At 26.6% G+C, this 21,958-nt stretch carries 7 protein-coding genes; all 7 read right to left on the bottom strand.

The window, feature by feature from the left end; genetic code table 11:
• Positions 1 to 14: 14 nt before the first annotated feature.
• The 7 genes from MBCUT_RS10310 to MBCUT_RS10280 all read right to left on the bottom strand — a co-directional run bounded on the left by MBCUT_RS10310 (position 15) and on the right by MBCUT_RS10280 (position 21,441).
• Positions 15 to 1,157, bottom strand: coding sequence for a glycosyltransferase family 4 protein (locus MBCUT_RS10310; protein WP_067260781.1), 1,143 nt, complete (start codon positions 1,155 to 1,157; stop codon positions 15 to 17).
• A gap of 530 nt (positions 1,158 to 1,687) precedes the next feature.
• Positions 1,688 to 2,047: a DUF2304 domain-containing protein gene (locus MBCUT_RS10305; protein ID WP_084270824.1), complete on the bottom strand. Its 360-nt coding sequence runs from the start codon at positions 2,045 to 2,047 to the stop codon at positions 1,688 to 1,690.
• 128 nt (positions 2,048 to 2,175) lie between these two features.
• On the bottom strand, positions 2,176 to 2,907 hold the full coding sequence (locus MBCUT_RS10300; RefSeq protein WP_067260778.1) for a glycosyltransferase family 2 protein: 732 nt from the start codon (positions 2,905 to 2,907) through the stop codon (positions 2,176 to 2,178).
• Between the two features lie 243 nt (positions 2,908 to 3,150).
• Positions 3,151 to 3,612, bottom strand: a complete 462-nt coding sequence (gene ribC, locus MBCUT_RS10295; protein ID WP_067260775.1) for a riboflavin synthase — start codon at positions 3,610 to 3,612, stop codon at positions 3,151 to 3,153.
• A 1,447-nt stretch (positions 3,613 to 5,059) separates the two neighbouring features.
• The gene (locus MBCUT_RS10290) at positions 5,060 to 9,973 is read right to left on the bottom strand and encodes a hypothetical protein (protein ID WP_067260772.1); all 4,914 of its coding nucleotides are present in this window, start codon (positions 9,971 to 9,973) and stop codon (positions 5,060 to 5,062) included.
• 87 nt (positions 9,974 to 10,060) lie between these two features.
• Positions 10,061 to 15,514 (bottom strand): right-handed parallel beta-helix repeat-containing protein, encoded by a 5,454-nt coding sequence (locus MBCUT_RS10285; protein WP_067260769.1) that lies wholly within the window; start codon positions 15,512 to 15,514, stop codon positions 10,061 to 10,063.
• 812 nt (positions 15,515 to 16,326) lie between these two features.
• On the bottom strand, positions 16,327 to 21,441 hold the full coding sequence (locus MBCUT_RS10280; RefSeq protein WP_067260767.1) for a beta strand repeat-containing protein: 5,115 nt from the start codon (positions 21,439 to 21,441) through the stop codon (positions 16,327 to 16,329).
• Positions 21,442 to 21,958: the final 517 nt, after the last annotated feature.

Genomic DNA, 21,958 nt, shown 5'->3' with positions numbered 1-21,958 from the left:
TTTAAAACTAGAATTTATTTATTTATATTATATCTATCAATAGTCTTTTTATACAGATTTTCAAGTTTTTTAGCTATATATTTTCCATGATATTTATTATATTGTTCTTTTCCTTCATTTTTAAGCTTTTCATATAAATCTTTATTATCTAGAATCAACTTTATTTTTTTAGCTAAGTCATTAGAATCCCTTACCTGAAAAAACAATCCTCCTTTTTCTCCACTTGCTTCCATCACAGGAGGTATATTAGAAGCTACAAAAGGAACTTCACAACCTAATGCCTCAACAATAACTATTCCAAATCCTTCAACTTCACTTGGTAAACAGAAGATAGATGAAGAATTGATAACTTTTAAAACATCAATATGTTTTTCAACAAAGCCACATAATTCAATGTTATCATTTAATGACCTATCATGAATCATTAACCTAATTTTTTCTTCCATAGGGCCAGTACCAATGATTTTACATTTAAGATCTGGATATTCTTTCACTAATATATCCATAGCTAAAATTAAATCTTCAATTCTTTTATATTCAACCAATCTTGAAACACAAGAAATTGTAGTATCATTATATTTTTCACTTGTAACATTATTAAATTCTACAATATTGTGAACAGTAGCTATTTTTTCTTTAGGAAAATAGTTTTCCAGATTTTTAGCTGTAAAATTAGAAACTGCTACAATAAGAGCTAAATTTCGAGACAGAAGATATCTTTCAATTATCTCTCCAAATATACCAAATATACCCACATTTTTAATCCAGCTATTAATCCAAACATCATGATATCTAGCTACACAAGGAATATTCAATTTTTTAGAAATTTTCCATGCACTCACATATGTAATGAAGTTATAGCCAACGATAATATCTAAGTTAAGCTTTTTTCCAACATCATAAGCAGATTTCATGAAAGAAAGTCTATTTTTAAATGATCCTTTTTGAGTGTAAGATCTTTTTTTCCCACATGCCAATACTTTAATGTTACCTATTTGAGAATCTCTTTCCATTCCTTCTTCATAAGAAGTTAAAACAGTTATTTCATTATCAGTAGATAAGTAAAATGCTTCATTAAAAGCAGCTACTTCAGCACCCCCTTTTATATCCATTTCCTTACTTTTTGGAAAATATTCTGTAACAAAACCTATTTTCATATCAATGACCTTAAAACTATAATATTAATTGTAATTTTTTAAAATTCTATTTATTTAAATAGCTTTTTACTTCTTATATTTATTATAGTAATCGCAATGAAGAAATTATAATTTTTATGTTTATTATAATTAATTTGAATGCTGACATTATAATTCTCATATTCCTACATATCCTCAATAAAAAAAAATTATAATTCTCATATTCCTACATATCCTTAATAAAAAAAATTATAATTCTCATATTCTTATGGCTTTGTAGAAACCCTCATTTTCACACTTTAAATTTTTACTTTGTGAAACTAACTTGTGAATTTAGTTCTTTAATTTCAAAATAAAGCATTTTTAATGATATTTTTTATAAATATATTTCCTATCAAAATGGTTTCTACAAGCCAATCCTTATAATCGAGTCTTGGCCAAAAATAATTTTTCAAGAAACATTTTCTTCAATTCCTAAACAAATGATTTTAAGATAGTTTTGGATAAATAATTCAGATTTTTGACCATAACCCATATCCTAATAAAAAAGATTATTTTTCATTTTCATCTTTTTCTTCATTTTCAATTGCAATTAATCTTATCAGCTTAGAAACATCTTGATCAAGCTTTTCAATTCTTAAATAGACTCTAAAAATTAAATAAAAGGCACCAATGAGTCCGAATATAATTATTAAATCTAAACCTCTTCCTATTCCTAAAAAATTAGCTAATGCAGAACTTGATTCTGGAACTAATGTAAATATTCCTAAAACAATCCATAAAACAGCCCATAAAAGAAAGGTTTGTAAAGAAGTTTTTTTATTCTGATATCTACCAAATAACAATAAAACTGCTAAAATAGCTATGATTACTACTAATATTTGATACAACATTATATCAATACCCAACATAAAACCACCTGCATAATATTCTATAAATTATTACTAAAAATTATAAATGTATATACCATTTTTAAACTCAAATGAATATAAACCATCTTCTTAATTATATCAAATAATACTGTAAAATATGAGAACTTTTATTTAAAAATATTTATAATCATCTTAAATAAAATTTTAATGCCAACAATAGCATTTGTTCCTTTAGCTTGGGTTTCAGGAGTATAAATAGTAGTAATTGTGACTTCTTTCAATTTAAAATTATTTTTTCTAATTTCTCTAATGAATTCAGAAGAAACATCATAACCTTGAGACATTATTTCTATTTTCGGAATTGTAGCTGCTTTAAAAGCTCTCAATCCTGATTGAGAATCTTTAACCTTGGTCTTATAAAATACTCTAGTTAAGAAGTTCATGACACTGTTAGCAAAATTCTTACTTCTAGGCATATCTTCAAATGGTCTAGCTCCAATTACAACATCAACATCAACATCGTCTTTTAAAGGCTTACAAACTTTTTCTATATCATTAATATCATGCTGACCATCTGCATCAAAAGTAACAACATATTTAGCCTTTTTTCTAAGTGCTGCAGTCATTCCAGTGATTAAAGCAGCCCCAAGCCCCCTATTAATAACATGCCTATAAACAAAAATTCTATCTGGAAATTTCTCTTTAGAAGATTTAGCTATTTTATTTGTATCATCTGAAGATCCATCATCAACAAGAATAACTTTGTATCCTCGTTGAGCTATTTCTTCAATAATTTCTCCAACAGTTTTTTCTTCATTATATGCGGGAACAACAATGAAAACTCCTTCAGTACTCTCTCCATTGTTTAAAAAATCAGATTGATTAACTTTATTTACCATACTATCCTAATTTCCAAAAACACAATAAAAACCCATACACTATTACAATACTATCCTAATTTCCAAAAACACAATAAAAACCCATACACTATTACAATACTATCCTAATTTCCAAAAACACAATAAAAACCCATACACTATTACAATACTATCCTAATTTCCAAAAACACAATAAAAACTCATAATATAAAAGAAAACTTATTAATCTAAAATTTAAGACAAAATGTGAGAATATTTAAAAAATCATAATGGACCTATATCTTCTTTACCTTGCCTCTTACCCATTCCTGCTTCTTTTTCCAGTATTTTTGGTTTGAATACCATCTTAATTAGATTTTGAGCATGTTGTCTTGCCCTATTTTCCATTAATGTTTTCAATTCTTCTTCTTTCTCTTCTTCATCTTCATGAACAAAAACTTCTAGTATATGTGTGTTGGTCATTAATTGAGCCCGAATCAGACCTGTAGAAGCCTCATGAGCACACACTTTATCTTTTTCCATAGCCCCCGGCATTCCAAGAGCCATGACAATTTCACAATCTTCTTCTTCAATCAATTTTTTAGAAGCTACAGGAAGATCCTTGATTCCAGGAACGGTTTTTCTAATAATTTTTAAATCTGTGACATTAGATTTCAACTCATCAATAGCTGCCCCTCCCATGTCAAAACGGGCAAATGTAGTATCACAAATTCCGATTTTCTTCATAAAATCACCATAATAATCACAATAGAAAAATAAATACGGTTGTCTTTTTTAATTATTCACTAACTTGCATAATTATAATAACATTATAAAATATTTCAATATTCTCTAAATATTATAAATAAAATATCATGAAAAATTTCAATATGCTATATCTTAGCTATGTAATATTTATATGAATTATATTTAATATAAGTATTTTATATTTAATATAATTATTCTATATTTAATATAAGTATTTATTTGTAACTTCAAATTTTTAACATTATAAATCTTCCCAACTTTATCAATAATATCACATATTAGATTTAAGTAAATTGGAAATACAACTTAAGAATTTTCTAAAATAGAAATATATCTATTGAATACAATGAAAACTATGGAAAATGATTTTATTAATTATCTTAATCTATAACTATCACTTTTTTAATATATTAAATATTCTGTAAATAATTTTAACATTCATGCATCTAATATGATTCATTATTCAAAATTGTTTGAAGTGTTATATATCGTCTATACATAATATATTAATAATTATAACTATATATAAACTTTTGCACTATTTTAAGTTCATAAGCAGAGAAATAACATACTTAACGAGTACGAATAATAGTGCCCAAAGAAGATGATATCTTTGAAGATGAACAAACAATTTTAATTCTTCATTATCAATCTATAACTGAGATTAAAACCTTGAATTATCTACTAAATGGTTTACAATCTACTAATAAATTATTAAAGAATTTAACTACAATCTCAATACTAGAATAGAAAAGATAATTCTGCAATATCTAATTACGATCCAATAGATAAACTAAGAGATAAACTTGCTACATTTGAAAAAACTTTAAGAAAAAATAGATGAAGAAAAACCCTCTCATCATGAGAAAGCTAATAAAAAAATCTAATCAAACCATCTATTAAGGACGCTAATACTTATCCCCCTCATCATGACAAAACTAATAAAAAAATCTAATCAAACCATCTATTAAGGACGCTAATACTTATCCCCCTCATCATGACAAAACTAATAAAAAAATCGAAAGAATTTGAAATGAATTACCTGAAAATAACGATCTAACAATTAAGATTAAAAATTTAAACCAATAATTGGAAAAAATCATATTAATCAATATTTTAAATCTTCTTTTTTTAATTTAAATCTTTCTTTAATCATTCAAATCCAACTAATAAATTTTTAGAATCAAATATTTATTATCAAATATCTTATTTTTTATATAGTCCTGAAAATAAAGTTTATAAGTAATGATATTTTTTAAAAACTTTTATATTCATTTATTTCTCAATCTAAATAATCATAATATATATTTTTTTAATAATAAAATTATATAAAGATTATTTTAGAAATTAAAGATAATAACAACTTATATTTATGAAATAAATTAATATTCCAATAAACCATCGATTAGAATCTTTTCTTTCAAGACTATATTTTAAATTTTTTTAAATTGTTTTTGTAAGAAAATTCTTTAACAACCCTATTGTAATTAATTCTTGCAGTTTTAATATATTTCTTATGTAAAGAATATTTAAAAAAATTGACTGCAACAATTGTGAATTTACCTGCTTGTAACCCTTTAACAGTTACAATCTTTTGTTTGATATTTTTACCAACAATAAAACTAATTTTAAGTTTAGTTTTTTTAGAAGCAGTAGACCCTTGATTTTTAATAGCTATTTTATATTTATTACCATGTCTTTTAATTTTTGAAATTATTAAATCAGGAAAATGTTTTACACTTTGAGTCTTGGAGATTGTTGAAGTTTTATAAAAACCATTCCCAACATAGGTCAATTTTATTAAATGTTTTCCTGTTTTAAGGCCAAATATTTTAAAAATAGCTATTCCTTTTGAATTAGTAGTTGCTGTGTGTGTTTTCTTATTTATTAATAATTTTATTTTTTGTTTAGATAATAACTTACCATTTAAATCTTTAAGAATAACAGTTATGAGAGTTTTTTTTCCTTTAAGTATTGTAGACACTTTAACAGTTAAATAAGTCCCTATTTTCTTGTTTTTAGAATTTAAAGAAGTGAAATTAAAGGCAAAATCAAATAATCCTTCTATTGAACCATAATAATCGTTTCCTTCAAAGTTATAATATAAATTATATTTACCTGAACCCATATTTAGTTTTAATTCGCCTTTGCCTTGATTATTTGTTTTAATAATAAAAGTTTTATTGTATCCAGTTCCCACTAACATTACAACAATGTTTTTATTCATTAAAGGAGTTCCATCAATATCAGTTAAATAAAATATTACAGTGTTATTTTTCAAAGTAGCCGTAAGATTAGTTACTATTTTATTAGTAGGTTTTGACTCAACAATTAGAGTACTAGCAGTAGTAGTATTATAATACCATTCATTTCCATTAAAATAAACCAAAATCATGTAATTTCCTTCATCTAACTCAAGAGGAAGAATAATAAAACCTTCTTCATCAGTTATTAAATCATAAACTTTAAAAAGTCCATCTTTTTGAACTTTAATACTAATTGATTCTCCATATAGTGGTCTTCCATACATATCAGTTACTAGGACATAATATTTATTATGAGTACCATTAAATACAACCAAAGGATCAACAGTCAATATTACAGCAACTTTTTCAACAACTAGATTGCCAGTAAGATCAGTGCCAATATAAAGATCATCCCCTTTATAGTTAACATAAACCTTATATGTACCAGGAAGTAAGTTTATGACTAATTTTGCAGTACCATTGCTGTCAGTTTGAACTATAAAAGTTTGATTGTTGTTTCCTTGAATTAAAGTTAAATATATAGTTTCATTTTTAACCACATTACCATTATTATCTAATAATTTCACAAAATAAATGTCCCCTCGTCCATAAAGGATAGAAATATTTAATATTAAATTAGTTCCAATAGGCAGAATAGTGAAAGTACCTTGATTTTCACTAGAATTATACCATTCATCACCATCAAAAAAAACTTTAATGTTATAACTTCCTTTAGGTAAACTAAGTGTAAGGCCTGCAACACCATAACCATCAGTGATACTATAATAAGTATAGGTTTTATTACCATATGCTATTCTAAAAGTTATTTTTTGACCAGTCACTGCCTGACCATATATATCTTCCAAAGAAACTTGTAACAAATTATTTTTACCATAAAATATCTGATCTTTTAAAATAAAAATATTAGTAGAAGAAGAGATAATAGTCAACAATGCAGTGGCATTAGAAGGATAAAAATAACCATCACCTTTGTAATAAGCAATAAGTTCATAGCTACCTATACTTTTATTGAGAATAATACTAGCTCGGCCATTATCATCAGTTATTAAGTAATAAACTTCTATACTACCATTTTTATTCTTAATTTCTAAAATAATAGTTTGATTATATATATCATAACCATTAATATTTCTCAAAGTTATTGTATAAATATTATTTTTTCCATAAAAAACACCATTGTTCATTTCAAGGATAGTATTCATGTTATGAATAGTTAAATCAACAGTTTGACTATCAACGGTAACATTAACAACATAATCATCATCATAACTAGAGGTTATTGTAGCATAAGCATGATTATCAGTTAAATTACTAGTTTTGGGAGAAATAGATACAATATTGGAATCAAAAAATGCGAAACGATTAGGAATACTTCCATTTAAATTATAAATATTTCCAAATTTATCAGTAACCTTATCTAAACTAGCTGTTAATTTAGAACCATTTACACTTAAAGTAAGTATACTCCAAAAATCAAGATGAATATCACCTAAAAATCTATATACTCTGCCATCAGTAGAACCACCATTCCAACCCCACCAATTATTATCTAAATAAGCATTACCATTAAAATTAAAAATGTCTGCACCTAAAATTGTAGCACTATTATTTAAAAAAATACTGTTAGAAATATTTAAAGTTCCAGAATTAAAAATTGCTCCACCATAACCAGCATTGTTTCCAATAAAAGTACAAAAAACGATTGATAAATTTCCTACATTATTTATTATTCCATTTCTATTAGAATCTTCATGAAGAGAATTATGAGAATTACTATTATTAATAAAAGAACAATTATAAATAAATCTACCACTTGCAGAAGTAGCATTATTATTTAAAAAAATGGAATTAGTGATATTAGATGCACCTACAATAGGACCACTCCAGTAAGGAGCAGTATTATTTACAACAAAACCATTATCAAAGATAGTTGCGCCATTAATAGCCCCATGGTTGTTAATGAAAATAGAATTATTAACAATAGAGTAATTAGAAATAATGTAAGCCCCAGTAGCACTATTATTTACAAAAGTACAATTCTCAATGAAAATATTGTCCCCAACTAAATAAAGAATCCTAGCAGTATTCTGATCATTAGTTACAGTTCCTGAAATTCCACTAAAGTAAGAATTAAAAATAGAAATATTACATGGCACATAATCATAAGAAGATCTATCATATGATTTTGATCTTATTACATTATGTTTTAGCCCATAAAAATTAGAGTTATTAATATATAAATAAGCACCTGAAAATAGAATATTACCCCAATATGAATTTCCTGATGCATCTCTAAAAGTACAATTATTAATAGTCAGATTACCAGAACAATTAATAAACAATACAGAATATGTTAAATTGTAGGTTGAAAAACTAATATTATTAAGATTCAAAGTACCATAATCAGCAACAACAAATATATTATTATTAGTATGACGATAAATAGTAACAGGACCATTATAAGAAGTAAAAGTCAAATTTTTCCAAATGAACAAGTTTGAATTAAAAGCATTATAATACTCACCAGTGTCAATATAGATCGTATCACCATTTAAAGCAATACTAACCGCCTTAGCAAGAGTCTTAAAAGGATTTTCTTTTGATCCAGTGTTAGAATCATCCCCATTATTTGAAACATACCAAGTATAGTTGGTATAACCTTTACCAACAAGCAACTTCAAACGCTGATCATCAACAACAGCATAAACTATAGTATCATCAGTATTGTTCAAATAACCTGTAACAAATGAATTATTGAAAATTAAACCACTATTATTAATGAAATAACCATTATCAGTTTGTAAATAAACAGACCTAGCAGGAATATTAATCCCTTCAGGCAAATCCCAAATATTAACACCATCAGTATATTTAAAAACAACCTTCAAATTAAGATTAGACTTACTGGGAATAAAATCACCATAATCTGTGACAAAAGCTACTACAATCCAATACTTCATTGAAGTAAAATATACATCAGAATAACGATTAGGGCCCTTATTAGACAACCACCAATTGTATTCAGCACTAATATTGTTATTATTATTCAAATTATATATAGAACCACCAATAATAACCGAATAAATGACATTTAATGTAGAATTAGTAGCACTAATAGATATACTAGAGCCAACAACAGTTAAATTAGTAAATGTAACACCAACATTTGAACAATTAGTGTTTAAAATATTTATAGAAGATTTATCAGTACTGATATCAGAATTACTAAAATCAGAATCCTTAATCAAAATAGTATTGAACCTATTCTCCCAATTAACACCTACTATAGTATTAGAACTAAAATTAGAAGATATAACTGTTAAATTACCATCAGTAAAAATACCAGATCCTCTAGAAGCAATATTATTAATGAAAAGACAATCGACGATTTTAGCTATATTAAAATTTGTCACACCTCCACCATAATTAGTACCATTATTATTTTTGAAAGTAGATCCTATTATTTCCAATTTCCCATTGTTGAGTATTGCACCTCCTCTTAAACCAACATTAGACTCGAAAATACAATATTTGATAGTTAAGTCACCATTATTAAAAATAGCTCCTGCAATATAACTTTCATCAATATTTCTACCTTGAATGAAAGTGATATTAATCAATGTCAAGTTACCTGTAGACGTTATCTCAAAAAAATCATATTTTTTCTCTCCATTAAAAATAACAATCCCATTGATAGTTGAGATGGTAATCTTCTTATCAATGATTATTTTGGTATTATTTTCTCCAAAATACTCACCAGACATTATATAAATATTAGAATTACTAGATGCTGCCTTAATAGCTTTTTGTAAGCTTTTATAAGGACTAAATTCACTTCCATCACTATCACTATCACTACCCAAATTTGCATCAACATAAATATTGCTACTATTTGAACCATTATTAGCTAGCTTATATCCCAAATTAGTTATCTCATATTCACCATCATTATAATCATTAGTAGAATTATTATAATTATTATAATTACCATTAAAATCATCAGAGGCACTAACTAAATTTATAGAAAACAATGCAGCAATGAATATTGACAACAAGAAAATTTTTCTTAGCATGATCAAATTTCTCCCATTAAATGAACTTAAAAATAAGGAAATAAAAGTAAAATTTGACAAACTTAATATATACATAATATAAGTTTGTTAAAATCTACTTCTCCTATTATTATAAATATATCCCAATATAATCAAAACAACAAAACTTAATATAGCCAATAAAATGTAAATAGAGTTGCTTTGATTAACATCTTTAATAACATCTTCTAATACTTCATAGGCATTTTTAGAAGTAGTTGTACCAGCACTCCCTTGTCCACCATCTGAACCCCCACCAGATTTACCACCTGAACTGGAACTAGAATATTCGGATGGATTTAAAATATCCCCTATACCTGAGAGAAAATTTTGATTTGTGGAGTTAGCTCCTTCACTATTTCCATGATTAGAATCAACACCCATGCCAGAACCAGTTCCATTTCCATTGCCTATTCCATTACCCGAACCATTTCCTAGTCCAGTTCCTGAACCAGATCCTAAACCAGATCCAGTACCATCACCATATCCTGAACCTGATCCAGAACCAGAACCACTGCCAGTTCCAGGTCTTAAGCTTGAACCAGTACCAGGACCTATATAACCTCCAGAATTACCTCCGGTATCAGAACCTGATTCTACACCACCAGTAATAATATCCCATAGAGATCTTTCAACGAGCCAATTCCTAAAATAGGTAGCTTTATTCCAAACATCATCACTTGGACCATAATTAGAACCCCACCAATTATTATCAAGATCAATTACACCATTAGGAGCATTATTATAAAGAATAGGACTATTTGGAGCAAAATTATTGAGAATATTAGAATTTGTAATATTCACATTAGCATAATAAAAATGAAATGCTCCACCTGACTGTAGCCCCAAATTACCTTCAATAGTAGAATTCAAGATTTCTAACTGGTTTAAAACATGTCCATAACTAGAATCTCCAGAGTATGAAATTCCTCCACCATAACTAGCACTATTATTAACAATATTAGAACTAGATATTGAAATATTTCCACTAATAGCTAAAGCACCACCAGTACTTCTAGCAGTATTACCAATAAAACTAGAATTATCAATTAAACCATGATTAGCAGAAAAATTTAATGCACCACCATCATTTTGAGCTTCGTTTTTAGAAAATATTGAATTAAGAATCATTAGAACATAAGCTTGTCCATAAATGGCTCCACCATGACTAGAAGCATTATTGAATTGGAATATTGAATTTAAAATATATAAATAGCTATCATTAAAGCTTCTCCAAATATATGCAGAATTAGCAATAACTCCACCACTAATAGCTTTATTATATGCATAAGTTGTGTTTATAGAATATAAGGTTCCAAAATTGTAAATGACTCCTCCATAACCAGGTGCTAGTCTAGTTTCATTATCATTATAAAGATATTGAGAATCATCTGAAAATGCTTTATTCAACATGAAATAAGAACTTTCAATGATGACTGTGGAATTATGATAACTATAAATTGCACCACCACTACAAGCAGAATTGTTAGTAAAACTAGAATTACTTATACTTACATTACCAAAGTTACTAATTACTCCCCCTAAGTAAGCAGTATTATTGTTAAAATTAGAATTATCAATTAAAAGATTACCGTTGTTGAAAATCACCCCTCCTTGGTCTATGGCCATATTATTATAAAAATTAGAATCTAGTATGTGCAACAAACCATTATTATATATAACAGAGCCATTTATTCCAGAAGCATCAACAAAATTAATTCCAACTATGGTTAAATCACCCGTATTAGCTATGATGAATATCTGCCCTCTTTTACCATTTAAAATAACAGTCCCCCCATAATTTTTAATGGTTATGGCTTTATTTATAAAAATATTGTTTTCATAGTAAGTTCCATTTATAATGTATATAATTGCTCTATTGTATGCTTGTGAAATAGCATGTGAAATTGTTTTAAATGGATTATCTATACTACCATTACCAAATTCATCACTACCCTCTGTTGAAACATAAATATAGTACGGGGTGTTATTTTCACTTAACACATTGCCATAAACTGCATCGTTAGCAATGAAAAGCCCATTATTACTTACAAGATAATTACCAGAAACTACAATATCATGTGCACCATCAGCAATATATATTGCATAATCAGCACCTTTTGGATAATAATTTGAAGTTATATTATTCTCACAAATTAAATTGTCAGAGGAACCATTTGAGTAATAGATTCCAGCTTGAGCTACATTAATCCAATTTTCAGAACCAACATTAGATCCAGAACCATTACCACTTCCAGAACCATTTATAACAATATTGTTATATTCAATTTTATCTCCATGAGTTTTATATCCTATATAAGCAAAAGAGCTATTACCTTCTGAAAAAAGATCATTGCCTAGAAGATGAGTATTATTTGACTGATATGATTTAATCAAATAAACAAGATTTCCAAAGCCATAAACTGTATTGTTAATTATTTTTATATTGTTAGACCATAAAGTAGTTGGATATGGAGCAAAAGAATCATTAGATAAAATTTCAATAGCAAATACAGTATTTTTACCATGGATAGCAAGGCTATTGTTAATAATCTTTATATCATCAGCCATAGAAACATATATTCCTTTTGCAATATTATCTGAACTAACAACAATAGTATTGTCTTCAATTAAATTCGATTTAGGACTTCTACCATAACGATTTTCATAAAAATTAGAAACAGTAACACCAGTCAATGAATTTTTACCATTAATTGAGATATTATTAGCAATAATTTGATTGTCATAGCTATTGTGAGCAATTATGATGCCTGTGAGGTTGTTTTTAAGAATATTGTTAATAACAATCTTGTTTTTAGAAATAGTTATATTGTAAACATCAGCCAATATAAATGCTGAATAATCTGTTAGATTAAAGTATAATCCAGTTATATTAGAACCTGCAGAATTAGTTTTAAAAATAAATGTTGCATTGATTCTGTTAATCTTATAAAAACTAATATTAAGAGGAATATCGAAGATCAAATTGTAGTGTTTAGAAGTTAAATTATTAAATAACAATGTATCATTAGCTTGAATAGAAACTCCTTTTAAAAATTCACCATTACTAGTAAAATAATTAATTATATTATTATCATCTACAATAAAATAGTTTCTAGTTAAAGTATTATTTAGGGCATTTTGGGTGGTGTTAATAATAATTTGATATCGAGCATTTGTATAAATCAGATTATTTTTAATAAGTGTATTATTAGAATTAGAAGTTATGTAGATAGCACTATTTCCACTACCTAAAACATCATAATTATGATCTATCTCACTTAAGTCCCCACCACTTGTTTTAATCTCATTATTTATCACATAAATATTTTTAACATTATATAAAGCTATCCCATACACTCCACTAGCAACACCTTCAAGAATATTGTTTTCAATAGTGATATTTGAACTTATATGTAGTTCAATTAAATAAGCCATTTTTTTAACATTAACCAAAATTATATTATTCTTAATATTTATATTAGTTGCTTCTCCTTTAATATAAGCAGTAGCTATACCATAACCTAAACCATTTCCCCATAAATTGATTAAATTGTTAGAAATTTCACTATCTCTCATCGAATCTGTATAAATTCCTTCAATCAAATTGTTACCTACTAGAATAATACTATTGTGAGTTATATTAATATACTTTGAAAAACTGTAAGTGCTATCAGTAACTGAAATCCCATAAACAAAAGCATTTTTACCTGAAAGATAAATAGTATTTCTTTCAATAAGAATATTTTCTGAATTTCCAACCAAAATTCCATTAATAGTTCCTGTAAAATTATCAGCAGATATTATAGTAATATTATTGTTTTTTATTACAACAGAATTTACATCATTTTCTAGAATTATTGCATTGATATTAGTATTATAAAAGTTTAATTCTTTAATAATCGATCCACTACCATCAGAAGTTATTATAATTGTAACATTTGTTAAAAGATTAGCTAAACCATTACTCAAAAGAGTCATCTTATAGTCAACATAAATCTTCTTATTTGTTAAATGAGTTAAAATTATAACTATTGATTCATCAAGTATACCTAATTTAAAATATCCATTTTTATCAAAATAGTTATAGAAATTATTGTCATTGATTACAATACCTGTTGAATCTTCAATTAAATCATTAACCTCATTATCAGATATATTATCCCCAAAAGGATCCGTTATATCTTTAAAAATACCCAAAGATGCATTAGTGCCAATTTTATTACCTACAATAGTGGTATTGTAAATAGTTCCTTGTAAAAAAATACCATAATCATTACTAACAATAGAATTGTAAATAATGTTATTAAAATAAAAACTTTGTCTACTAGAAGTCTTAATATATATACCATAAGACCCTGATCTAATATTATTATTATTTATAATCGCATAAGATGTAGCTAAATTGATTCCTGGATCTATTTGGGTTTTTATGTTATTATTTAAAATTTCAGTATTATTTCCAGCTATATACATTCCAGTTCCAAAATTATATAATTCAATAACATTATTTTTAACAATTATATTGTCTCCAGCAATATAAATTCCATAATAACATCCATTTGTTATAGATATCCTATTATTAATTACAGTAATATTACTGCTATATCCTTCAGAACCTACTCTTATACCTCCACCATAATAACTATCTACGGCAATAATTGTGTTATTTTCTAAAATTAAATTAGGAGAATTGATAGATATTGCATAAGCAGTCATATTAATTAATGTGTTACCACTAACAGTCGAATTTATTCCCCATAGACTTATTCCATAAAATTGATTAATTAAAGTGTTGTTAATTATTGTGGTGTTTATATGCTGACTATATACAAATTGCATACCTATAGTAGTATCACTTGCATAAATTGCATAGAGATAATTATTTGATATATAGTTATTGTAACAATCAGCAGGTCCACCATAGTCTGCATGACCATAAGGATTATAATATATTATATTTGCAGCTGTGGTTTGCATATAATTGTAAGAAATATTATTATTATGAGATTGCCCCATAGGCATACAACTACTCCATGTACTGATCAATCTATTATGAATAATTGTATTATTGCTTGACCATCCCATAGGCATGGCAAAAACTTTAAAAGCATCAGCAACTTGAACAGAATTATTAAAAATAAAATTATTGTTAGTATGAGTCAACCAAATACCATGTAATTCAGTAACAAAAACACCCTGATAAACAACTGAAGTTTCATTATTAACTATTTTAAGATTAATAATAAATGAACCATCACTACCTTCAATCAAATGAATTACACCATTAATAATTTGATCATTTGGACCCATACTGGTTAAAACCAAAGGAATATCTATGATAAAAGCTTTGTTAGAAACATTACCAATTTTTATAGTATCTCCTGGATTAATACCAGATGTAGATAATAATTTTCCAGTGAATGGGTTGAAATATTGATGATAATTCTCATTAGTTATAATTATTTCCTTAGCTGAAAAAAGAACAACGTTTGATCCATTTGATGGTTTAAAAGATTTCAAATCATTCCCAGAATCATATTTTGATTCTTTAATAGAATCATTATTTAAATCCGAACTAAGATCAACAGTATCTTTTAAATTATTATCAACATCATTATTAATGTTTTCTCCATAAATAGGACTAATTAAGAATAAAATTAATAATATTAAAAAGAAAAAAATTTTTTTATTAGATAAAATACTAATAGCCTCCCAATTTTAATAATTCATGTAGCCCAACTTTAATGCTTCAGTTATCTACTGTTACTATTCATTTATCCCAATTTTAACAATCAATTTATCTAAAACTTCAATAATTCATTTATCCCAATTTTAACAATCAATTTATCTAAAACTTCAATAATTCATTTATCCCAATTTTAACAATCAATTTATCTAAAACTTCAATAATTCATTTATCCCAATTTTAACAATCAATTTATCTAAAACTTCAATAATTCATTTATCCCAATTTTAACAATCAATTTATCTAAAGCTTTTATAAATCTCTAATGATATTCATATGTTATAAAGTTTATTTGATTATTTATAAAATTTACTTTAATAAATTATATGACATATATAAATATATAAACTTTTCTAAAAAAAATTAGAAGAGTTTACATTATTACTAAAAAGTTTGTCTACTAAAACAAAGTTAGAAATGTTTATATCATTACTAAAACATCTTTCTATTCATATAGAACCCCATATAATTTATTATAGTAAAATTTCACTAGTAAAATTCAAAAAAATGAATTAAAAAAGTGAAAAATAAGAAATTAACTTATTCTCACTTTTAATGAAACAAAACTTGCATTTGTCACTTTTTCTTATTTAACTTTAATATTTTTCAGAACATTATTGCCAGAGAAAAGAATATAGCTGGTTTTTTTAACCACTGGTTTGATTGAATATTTGCCTTTTTTAACAGAAAAAGTAACTGTTAAAATAGCAGATTTAGAGTTATTAAGTTTTAAATTTTTAACAATCCAAGTCAAAACACCACTTTTCTTATTATACTTAGCAACACCATTGTTAACTTTAGGTTTAACAATTTTAACACCTTTAGGGATCTTATAGTAAATACTGAAGCTAGTTTTATCGGGTCCAAGATTAGCTAAAACACTTCTGAAAGTAATTTTTTTCCTTTTAGTGGTAGCCTTATTTATAATTTTAACATTACTCATTTTAGGGACTGACAATTTACTAGATTTACTAATGCCAAAATAATTACTATCAGTGTCACTCAAAGCTTTAACAGTGCAAGAGCCTGTTTTTTTAACTTTATAACTTAAGGAAGCAACTCCTTTGGAATTAGTTAGAGCTTGGCCAACAAAATTATTATTAACATAAAACTTAACCAATTTATTCACAATAGCTTTACCACTACCATCTTTCAAAGTTGCTTGTAATACAATGTATTTATTATAAGTTCCTTTAAAAGCATTCATACTTATAGAAGTTTGTAGTTTATTAATTTCAAAATTAGTTTCTACTTGATTATTAACATAAGTTAAATCATCCATGTATTTAGCTATAATAAGATATTTACCAGGGTTACCTGATGCAGTCCAATTACTAGTTGCTTTACCATTTTCAATATTAAAAGTCCCTAAATATTTACCATTTACATAGAATTCAATTAAACCACTATTAACCAAGTTTCCATATTCATCAGTAACAGTCGCAATAATAGTCACTTTATCATTGGAATTACCACTAACTTTAGACAATGTAATGGTAACATTAGTTAGTAAGGTTAAAACTTCAAAGTCAGTTTCAGAATCAGAACCAACATAGGTTTCAGTATCTTCAAAAAGTGCATATAATTTATAATTTCCATTTGTTTCGTTTATCACCCATTCAAATACTGCACAGCCATTAGAAACATCAGCAACACCAATTAATTTACCATTGATGTAAAATTTCACATTACCCTCATTAATATCAGTATTATTAACACCTAACTTATTAACAAAAGCAGTTATAATAATTTTAGTCCCGTTTTTACCTTTACTACTGGAAACACTAATATCAGTAGTAGTATTTAAAGGAACTAAAGTAAAATCTTTAGTTAGAACATAACCATCAACAATAGCACTAATTGAATAATTTCCATATTTATCTGCTTTAAATAGGCCTTTAACAATGTTTGCATTAGTTTCAACATTGTTTATATTAGCATTAGTTGCATTAGTAGTTAAAACAAAATCACGAACAGGTAAATAACCATTAAACTGGAAAATATCAACGCCATCTGTAAATTTATCTAAACTAGCAGTGATTAAATTACTATAACCAGAAACATCACTCAAAACCACATCCAAAACGACCCAATAATCTAAAGTATAATTTAGAGAACCTAAAATAGATGGTTTGTCATTAGTGCCCCACCAATTATAATTAGCAATTAAATTACCATATTGTGTTACTTCAATAGGACTTAAAATTATGGAATTTGATACTGTGGCATTTTGTTGGGATACATATATAGCTCTTGTATTATTTTCAAAAATACAGCCGAAAATATCTACTGCTCCACGAACATAAACTCCAGTCTGATTAATATTTTTAAATAGCGAATTAGTAACATTACCTATTATATACACACCATTATAAGTATCAATAAATGTACAATTATTCACAATAGTATTATTACCATATGCTTGTACCCCATATCCAGTTTTATGTCCTGAAAATATACAGTTTTCAACAATTAGTATAGCTGCTTCAAAGCTTGTAATTGCATTACCATCTCCAGTTAAACCAGCAATTCTTTGCCCATCAGCTATAATAGAATTCTTAATTGTTATTTTTCCTTGATTATATATTGCAGTAGCATATTTAGCAGTGTTATTTCTTAAAATACAGTTATCCATATAAATTATACCAGTAGCATAGTTATATATTGCACCTCCTTGATTAGACCCTGAATTCATACCCATATCTCCACAATTAGAGATGTTTACATTTATGAGTGTAAGGTTTCCTGCATTTCTTATTCCACCACCTTCATAACCATTACCATCAATAATATTCACATCATGAATAATAACAGAAACGCCTTGTGAAATCATGATAGGAGATGTATAAATTGAATTTGTTGCATTATATTTCATATTAGCATCATGAATAGTAAGGTTTTTAATTTCAAATACCCCACTACCAGTTAGTATTTCAAATATCCAACTTTGGTTCTCACCATGGATAAAAGTTTTATCTTTTCCTGCACCAATTATTGTAATGTTAAAATCGCCAGGTAATGTTATATTTACATTACCAATTCCAGCATAATTACCCCCTAAAATGTATATAAATATCTTTTTGGAGTTTTCATAAGCTTTTTTCAGTGCATGGTCGATTGTTTTAAATGGATTATCTTTAGAACCATTACCGCTAGAGTCACTTCCATTTGGAGAAATATAAAAAGTTGTGTTGTCCTTAAGGTTAGCATTTACTTCTAAATTAGCTGTATTAATTGATACTTCTTCACCAGATGGACAATCTCCAGTAATAGTATAATTTCCATTAGAAAATCCAATATAAGTTAATGTAGCTGTACCATTAATTATTGGTGCTATCCCTAAATATTTATCGTCTGCATAGAATCTTAAATATCCCCCATGTATTATATTACCTTCAGCATCAGTAACATATGCTGTTAAAGTAAAAGCATATTTGTTTGTATAAACAGAGTGATAAGTTACATTAACTCTTTTAATTTTGCCTGTAGTTAAAGTACCAACACTATTTAAGCTACTGTAAATGAATATTGGGTTACCAGTACCATTAGCATAATTACCATCAAAACTACAATTTATAAAATCAACTATACCATTTTGATACACATATACTACAGAACCATTACCTGAAGCAGAATTATTAATAAACTTAGCATTAGTAAAAGTACCAGAACCACTAGTAATTGCACCATTTATTGCATTGTTGTTAATGAATGTATCATTAGTACTGTTAAAACCTCCATTTATAACTGCACCATTAGTAGGAGCAGAATTATTAATAAAATTGTTATTTATACTATTAAATGTACCATATAATATACCATTTGCACCACTCTCATTGAGAGTATTATTTATAAAAAAACAATTTTTAACTGTGAAATTTGTTCCAGATACTAGTTGTAATATTCCTCTAGTTCCCTTATTATTTATAAAAGAACAATTCTCAATTAGTCCAGCAGAATAAATATATAAGATACTATTTGAATAACCTGAAAAACAAGAAATAAATGTGGAATTGATGACATTACCACCATTAATGAGATATACACCAGCCAAATAAGTGTTAGCAGAACCATTTATAAAATTACAGTTAGTAATGTTTGAAGCAGCATTTGCATAAATAAAACTATAATCATTATAATTAGCACTGTGGCAATTGATAAAACTCATATTAATTATATTACTTTGAGTATATGTTCCAAACTTTAATCCCCAATTAAGCAATTCTCCATCTATTATTGTTTTATTATAAACGCCTATTATAGTTAAAATGCCCATATCTGTAAATGATAAGTTTGTATTACCTACACCTTTATATGTTCCTTCTAAAATCTTGATTGTAGGATACAATGAAAGAGCAAATCCTTCCTCTATTGCTTTTTTAATTGTTTTATAAGGATTAGCTAATGATCCATCCCCATAATCATCATTACCATCATTAGAAACATAATAAGTTATAGGAGTTCTATCAACAGTGACATTTAGAGTACCATTAACGATTGAAATATTTTGGAAACTGTAATATCCAGATCCAGAAACAACATATAAACCATTGTCTAATAAACGTGTGAATGTATATCTAGCAATTCCCGAATTATTAGTTGAACTAGACTGATTCAGGATACCTTGAATAATAAAGTAGATATAAGCTCCACTAACAATATTACCATTATCATCAGTTACATAAGCAGTTAAAATGATATTATTCAGGTTATTAATATTCATAGTAGAATTGTTAATAAAAGTCAAATTAAGATTAACATCTGCATTATCAGATCTTATGAAACTTTGACCATTCCTATTAAAACAGTTTATTATTGTGTTATTTTTAAGATAAACGGCTCCACTGATAAATATACTTGGTGTTGAAACACTATTAGGACTTGTACAATTAGTAAAAGTATTATTAATTATAGAACCACTTGAAACATACAAAACACCATAACTCTCTGATCCATTTACAGTATTATTGATAAAATAACAATTACTAATACTTGAATTCACATTATTTAAAGTGATAATGTTGTTAGAAGCTAAATTATTTGTAAAGTTACAATTATCAATTTTAGAATATGGAGCATAAATAGCACCACCAAAACCACCATAAGATGCCGGTGAAGCAGTATTATTATTAAATGTAGAATTAAAAACATTTAACTGAACATTATTCTCGTAACTATAACTATAGATAGCACCACCATACGATGTTGCTTGATTGTTTTCAAAATTAGAATTAGTAATTGATAGATTACCACTATTTACAATTGATCCACCTTGTGTATTTTTACAATTACGAATAGTAAGATTATATAAACTTACAATAGAATCTGCTTTTATATCAAAAATGTATGATGCAAAATCTCCATCAATGAATGTTTTATCTTTACCTTGTCCAATTATTGTTATACTTCCTCCTTGGCTTTTATGAGCCTTATTTATTCCAATTTTCGTATTTCCCACACCTCTGAAAATTCCCTCCCCTAAATAGATTTTAACATTATCAGAATCACCAGATCCATTAATAGCTTTTTCTACTGTAGAATAAGGACTAGTTAAATTGCCTGAATTAGACGAATCATCTCCAGAAGACGATACATAAATGTCTTTATTAGCTGCAGAAACCGTTTCAGCAACAACAACTCCCCAAGACAAACAAATGATAAGTAAAACACTTACCAAAAAAAACTTGTTCAAATTAAACATACTTCACCTCAAAGTTTAAATTAATGAAAAAATCAACATACCGATTAATAACTAATAAATATCCCATTGAATAACCAATAAATATCCCATTGAATAACTAATAAATATTAGATATTGATTTTACATATTGATTTAATCTTTTTTAGTCAATCAAATAGAATTAATAATAAGAAATAAAGAATCACAAGTCCCAATTAATAAAATAAAACAATTGTTCCATGAAGCATATTTCTTTTTACTACAATAGGTAAATAAAAATTAAAATTTACTTGAAAAAATATAAAATATACTTGATTAACTGTTTGATATATATAATTATAAAAAGTATATAAAGTTTACTAATAGTAGGAATGTCCGACCATCAGATAATTTTGGAAGTCCCAAATTTCAATAATATTCTCAAAACACCAAATTTTCCTTCTAAAACTTATCCATGAGTATATTTACTCTACGATCCATCTTAATAAACGAATAATAATAATCTGAGTCTTACTTCAAAAACAAAATTGTTAGGAAA

The organism is Methanobrevibacter cuticularis (assembly GCF_001639285.1).
Taxonomy (GTDB): Archaea; Methanobacteriota; Methanobacteria; order Methanobacteriales; family Methanobacteriaceae; genus Methanobaculum; species Methanobaculum cuticulare.
This window is presented reverse-complemented; position numbering and strand designations above follow the sequence as displayed.

What these genes read in the sequence shown, in the direction of transcription:
- MBCUT_RS10280 (WP_067260767.1), bottom strand. Translation starts at nt 21,441, where the DNA reads ATGTTTAATTTGAACAAGTTTTTTTTGGTAAGTGTTTTACTTATCATT.
- MBCUT_RS10290 (WP_067260772.1), bottom strand. Translation starts at nt 9,973, where the DNA reads ATGCTAAGAAAAATTTTCTTGTTGTCAATATTCATTGCTGCATTGTTT.
- MBCUT_RS10310 (WP_067260781.1), bottom strand. Translation starts at nt 1,157, where the DNA reads ATGAAAATAGGTTTTGTTACAGAATATTTTCCAAAAAGTAAGGAAATG.
- MBCUT_RS10300 (WP_067260778.1), bottom strand. Translation starts at nt 2,907, where the DNA reads ATGGTAAATAAAGTTAATCAATCTGATTTTTTAAACAATGGAGAGAGT.
- MBCUT_RS10305 (WP_084270824.1), bottom strand. Translation starts at nt 2,047, where the DNA reads ATGTTGGGTATTGATATAATGTTGTATCAAATATTAGTAGTAATCATA.
- ribC (WP_067260775.1), bottom strand. Translation starts at nt 3,612, where the DNA reads ATGAAGAAAATCGGAATTTGTGATACTACATTTGCCCGTTTTGACATG.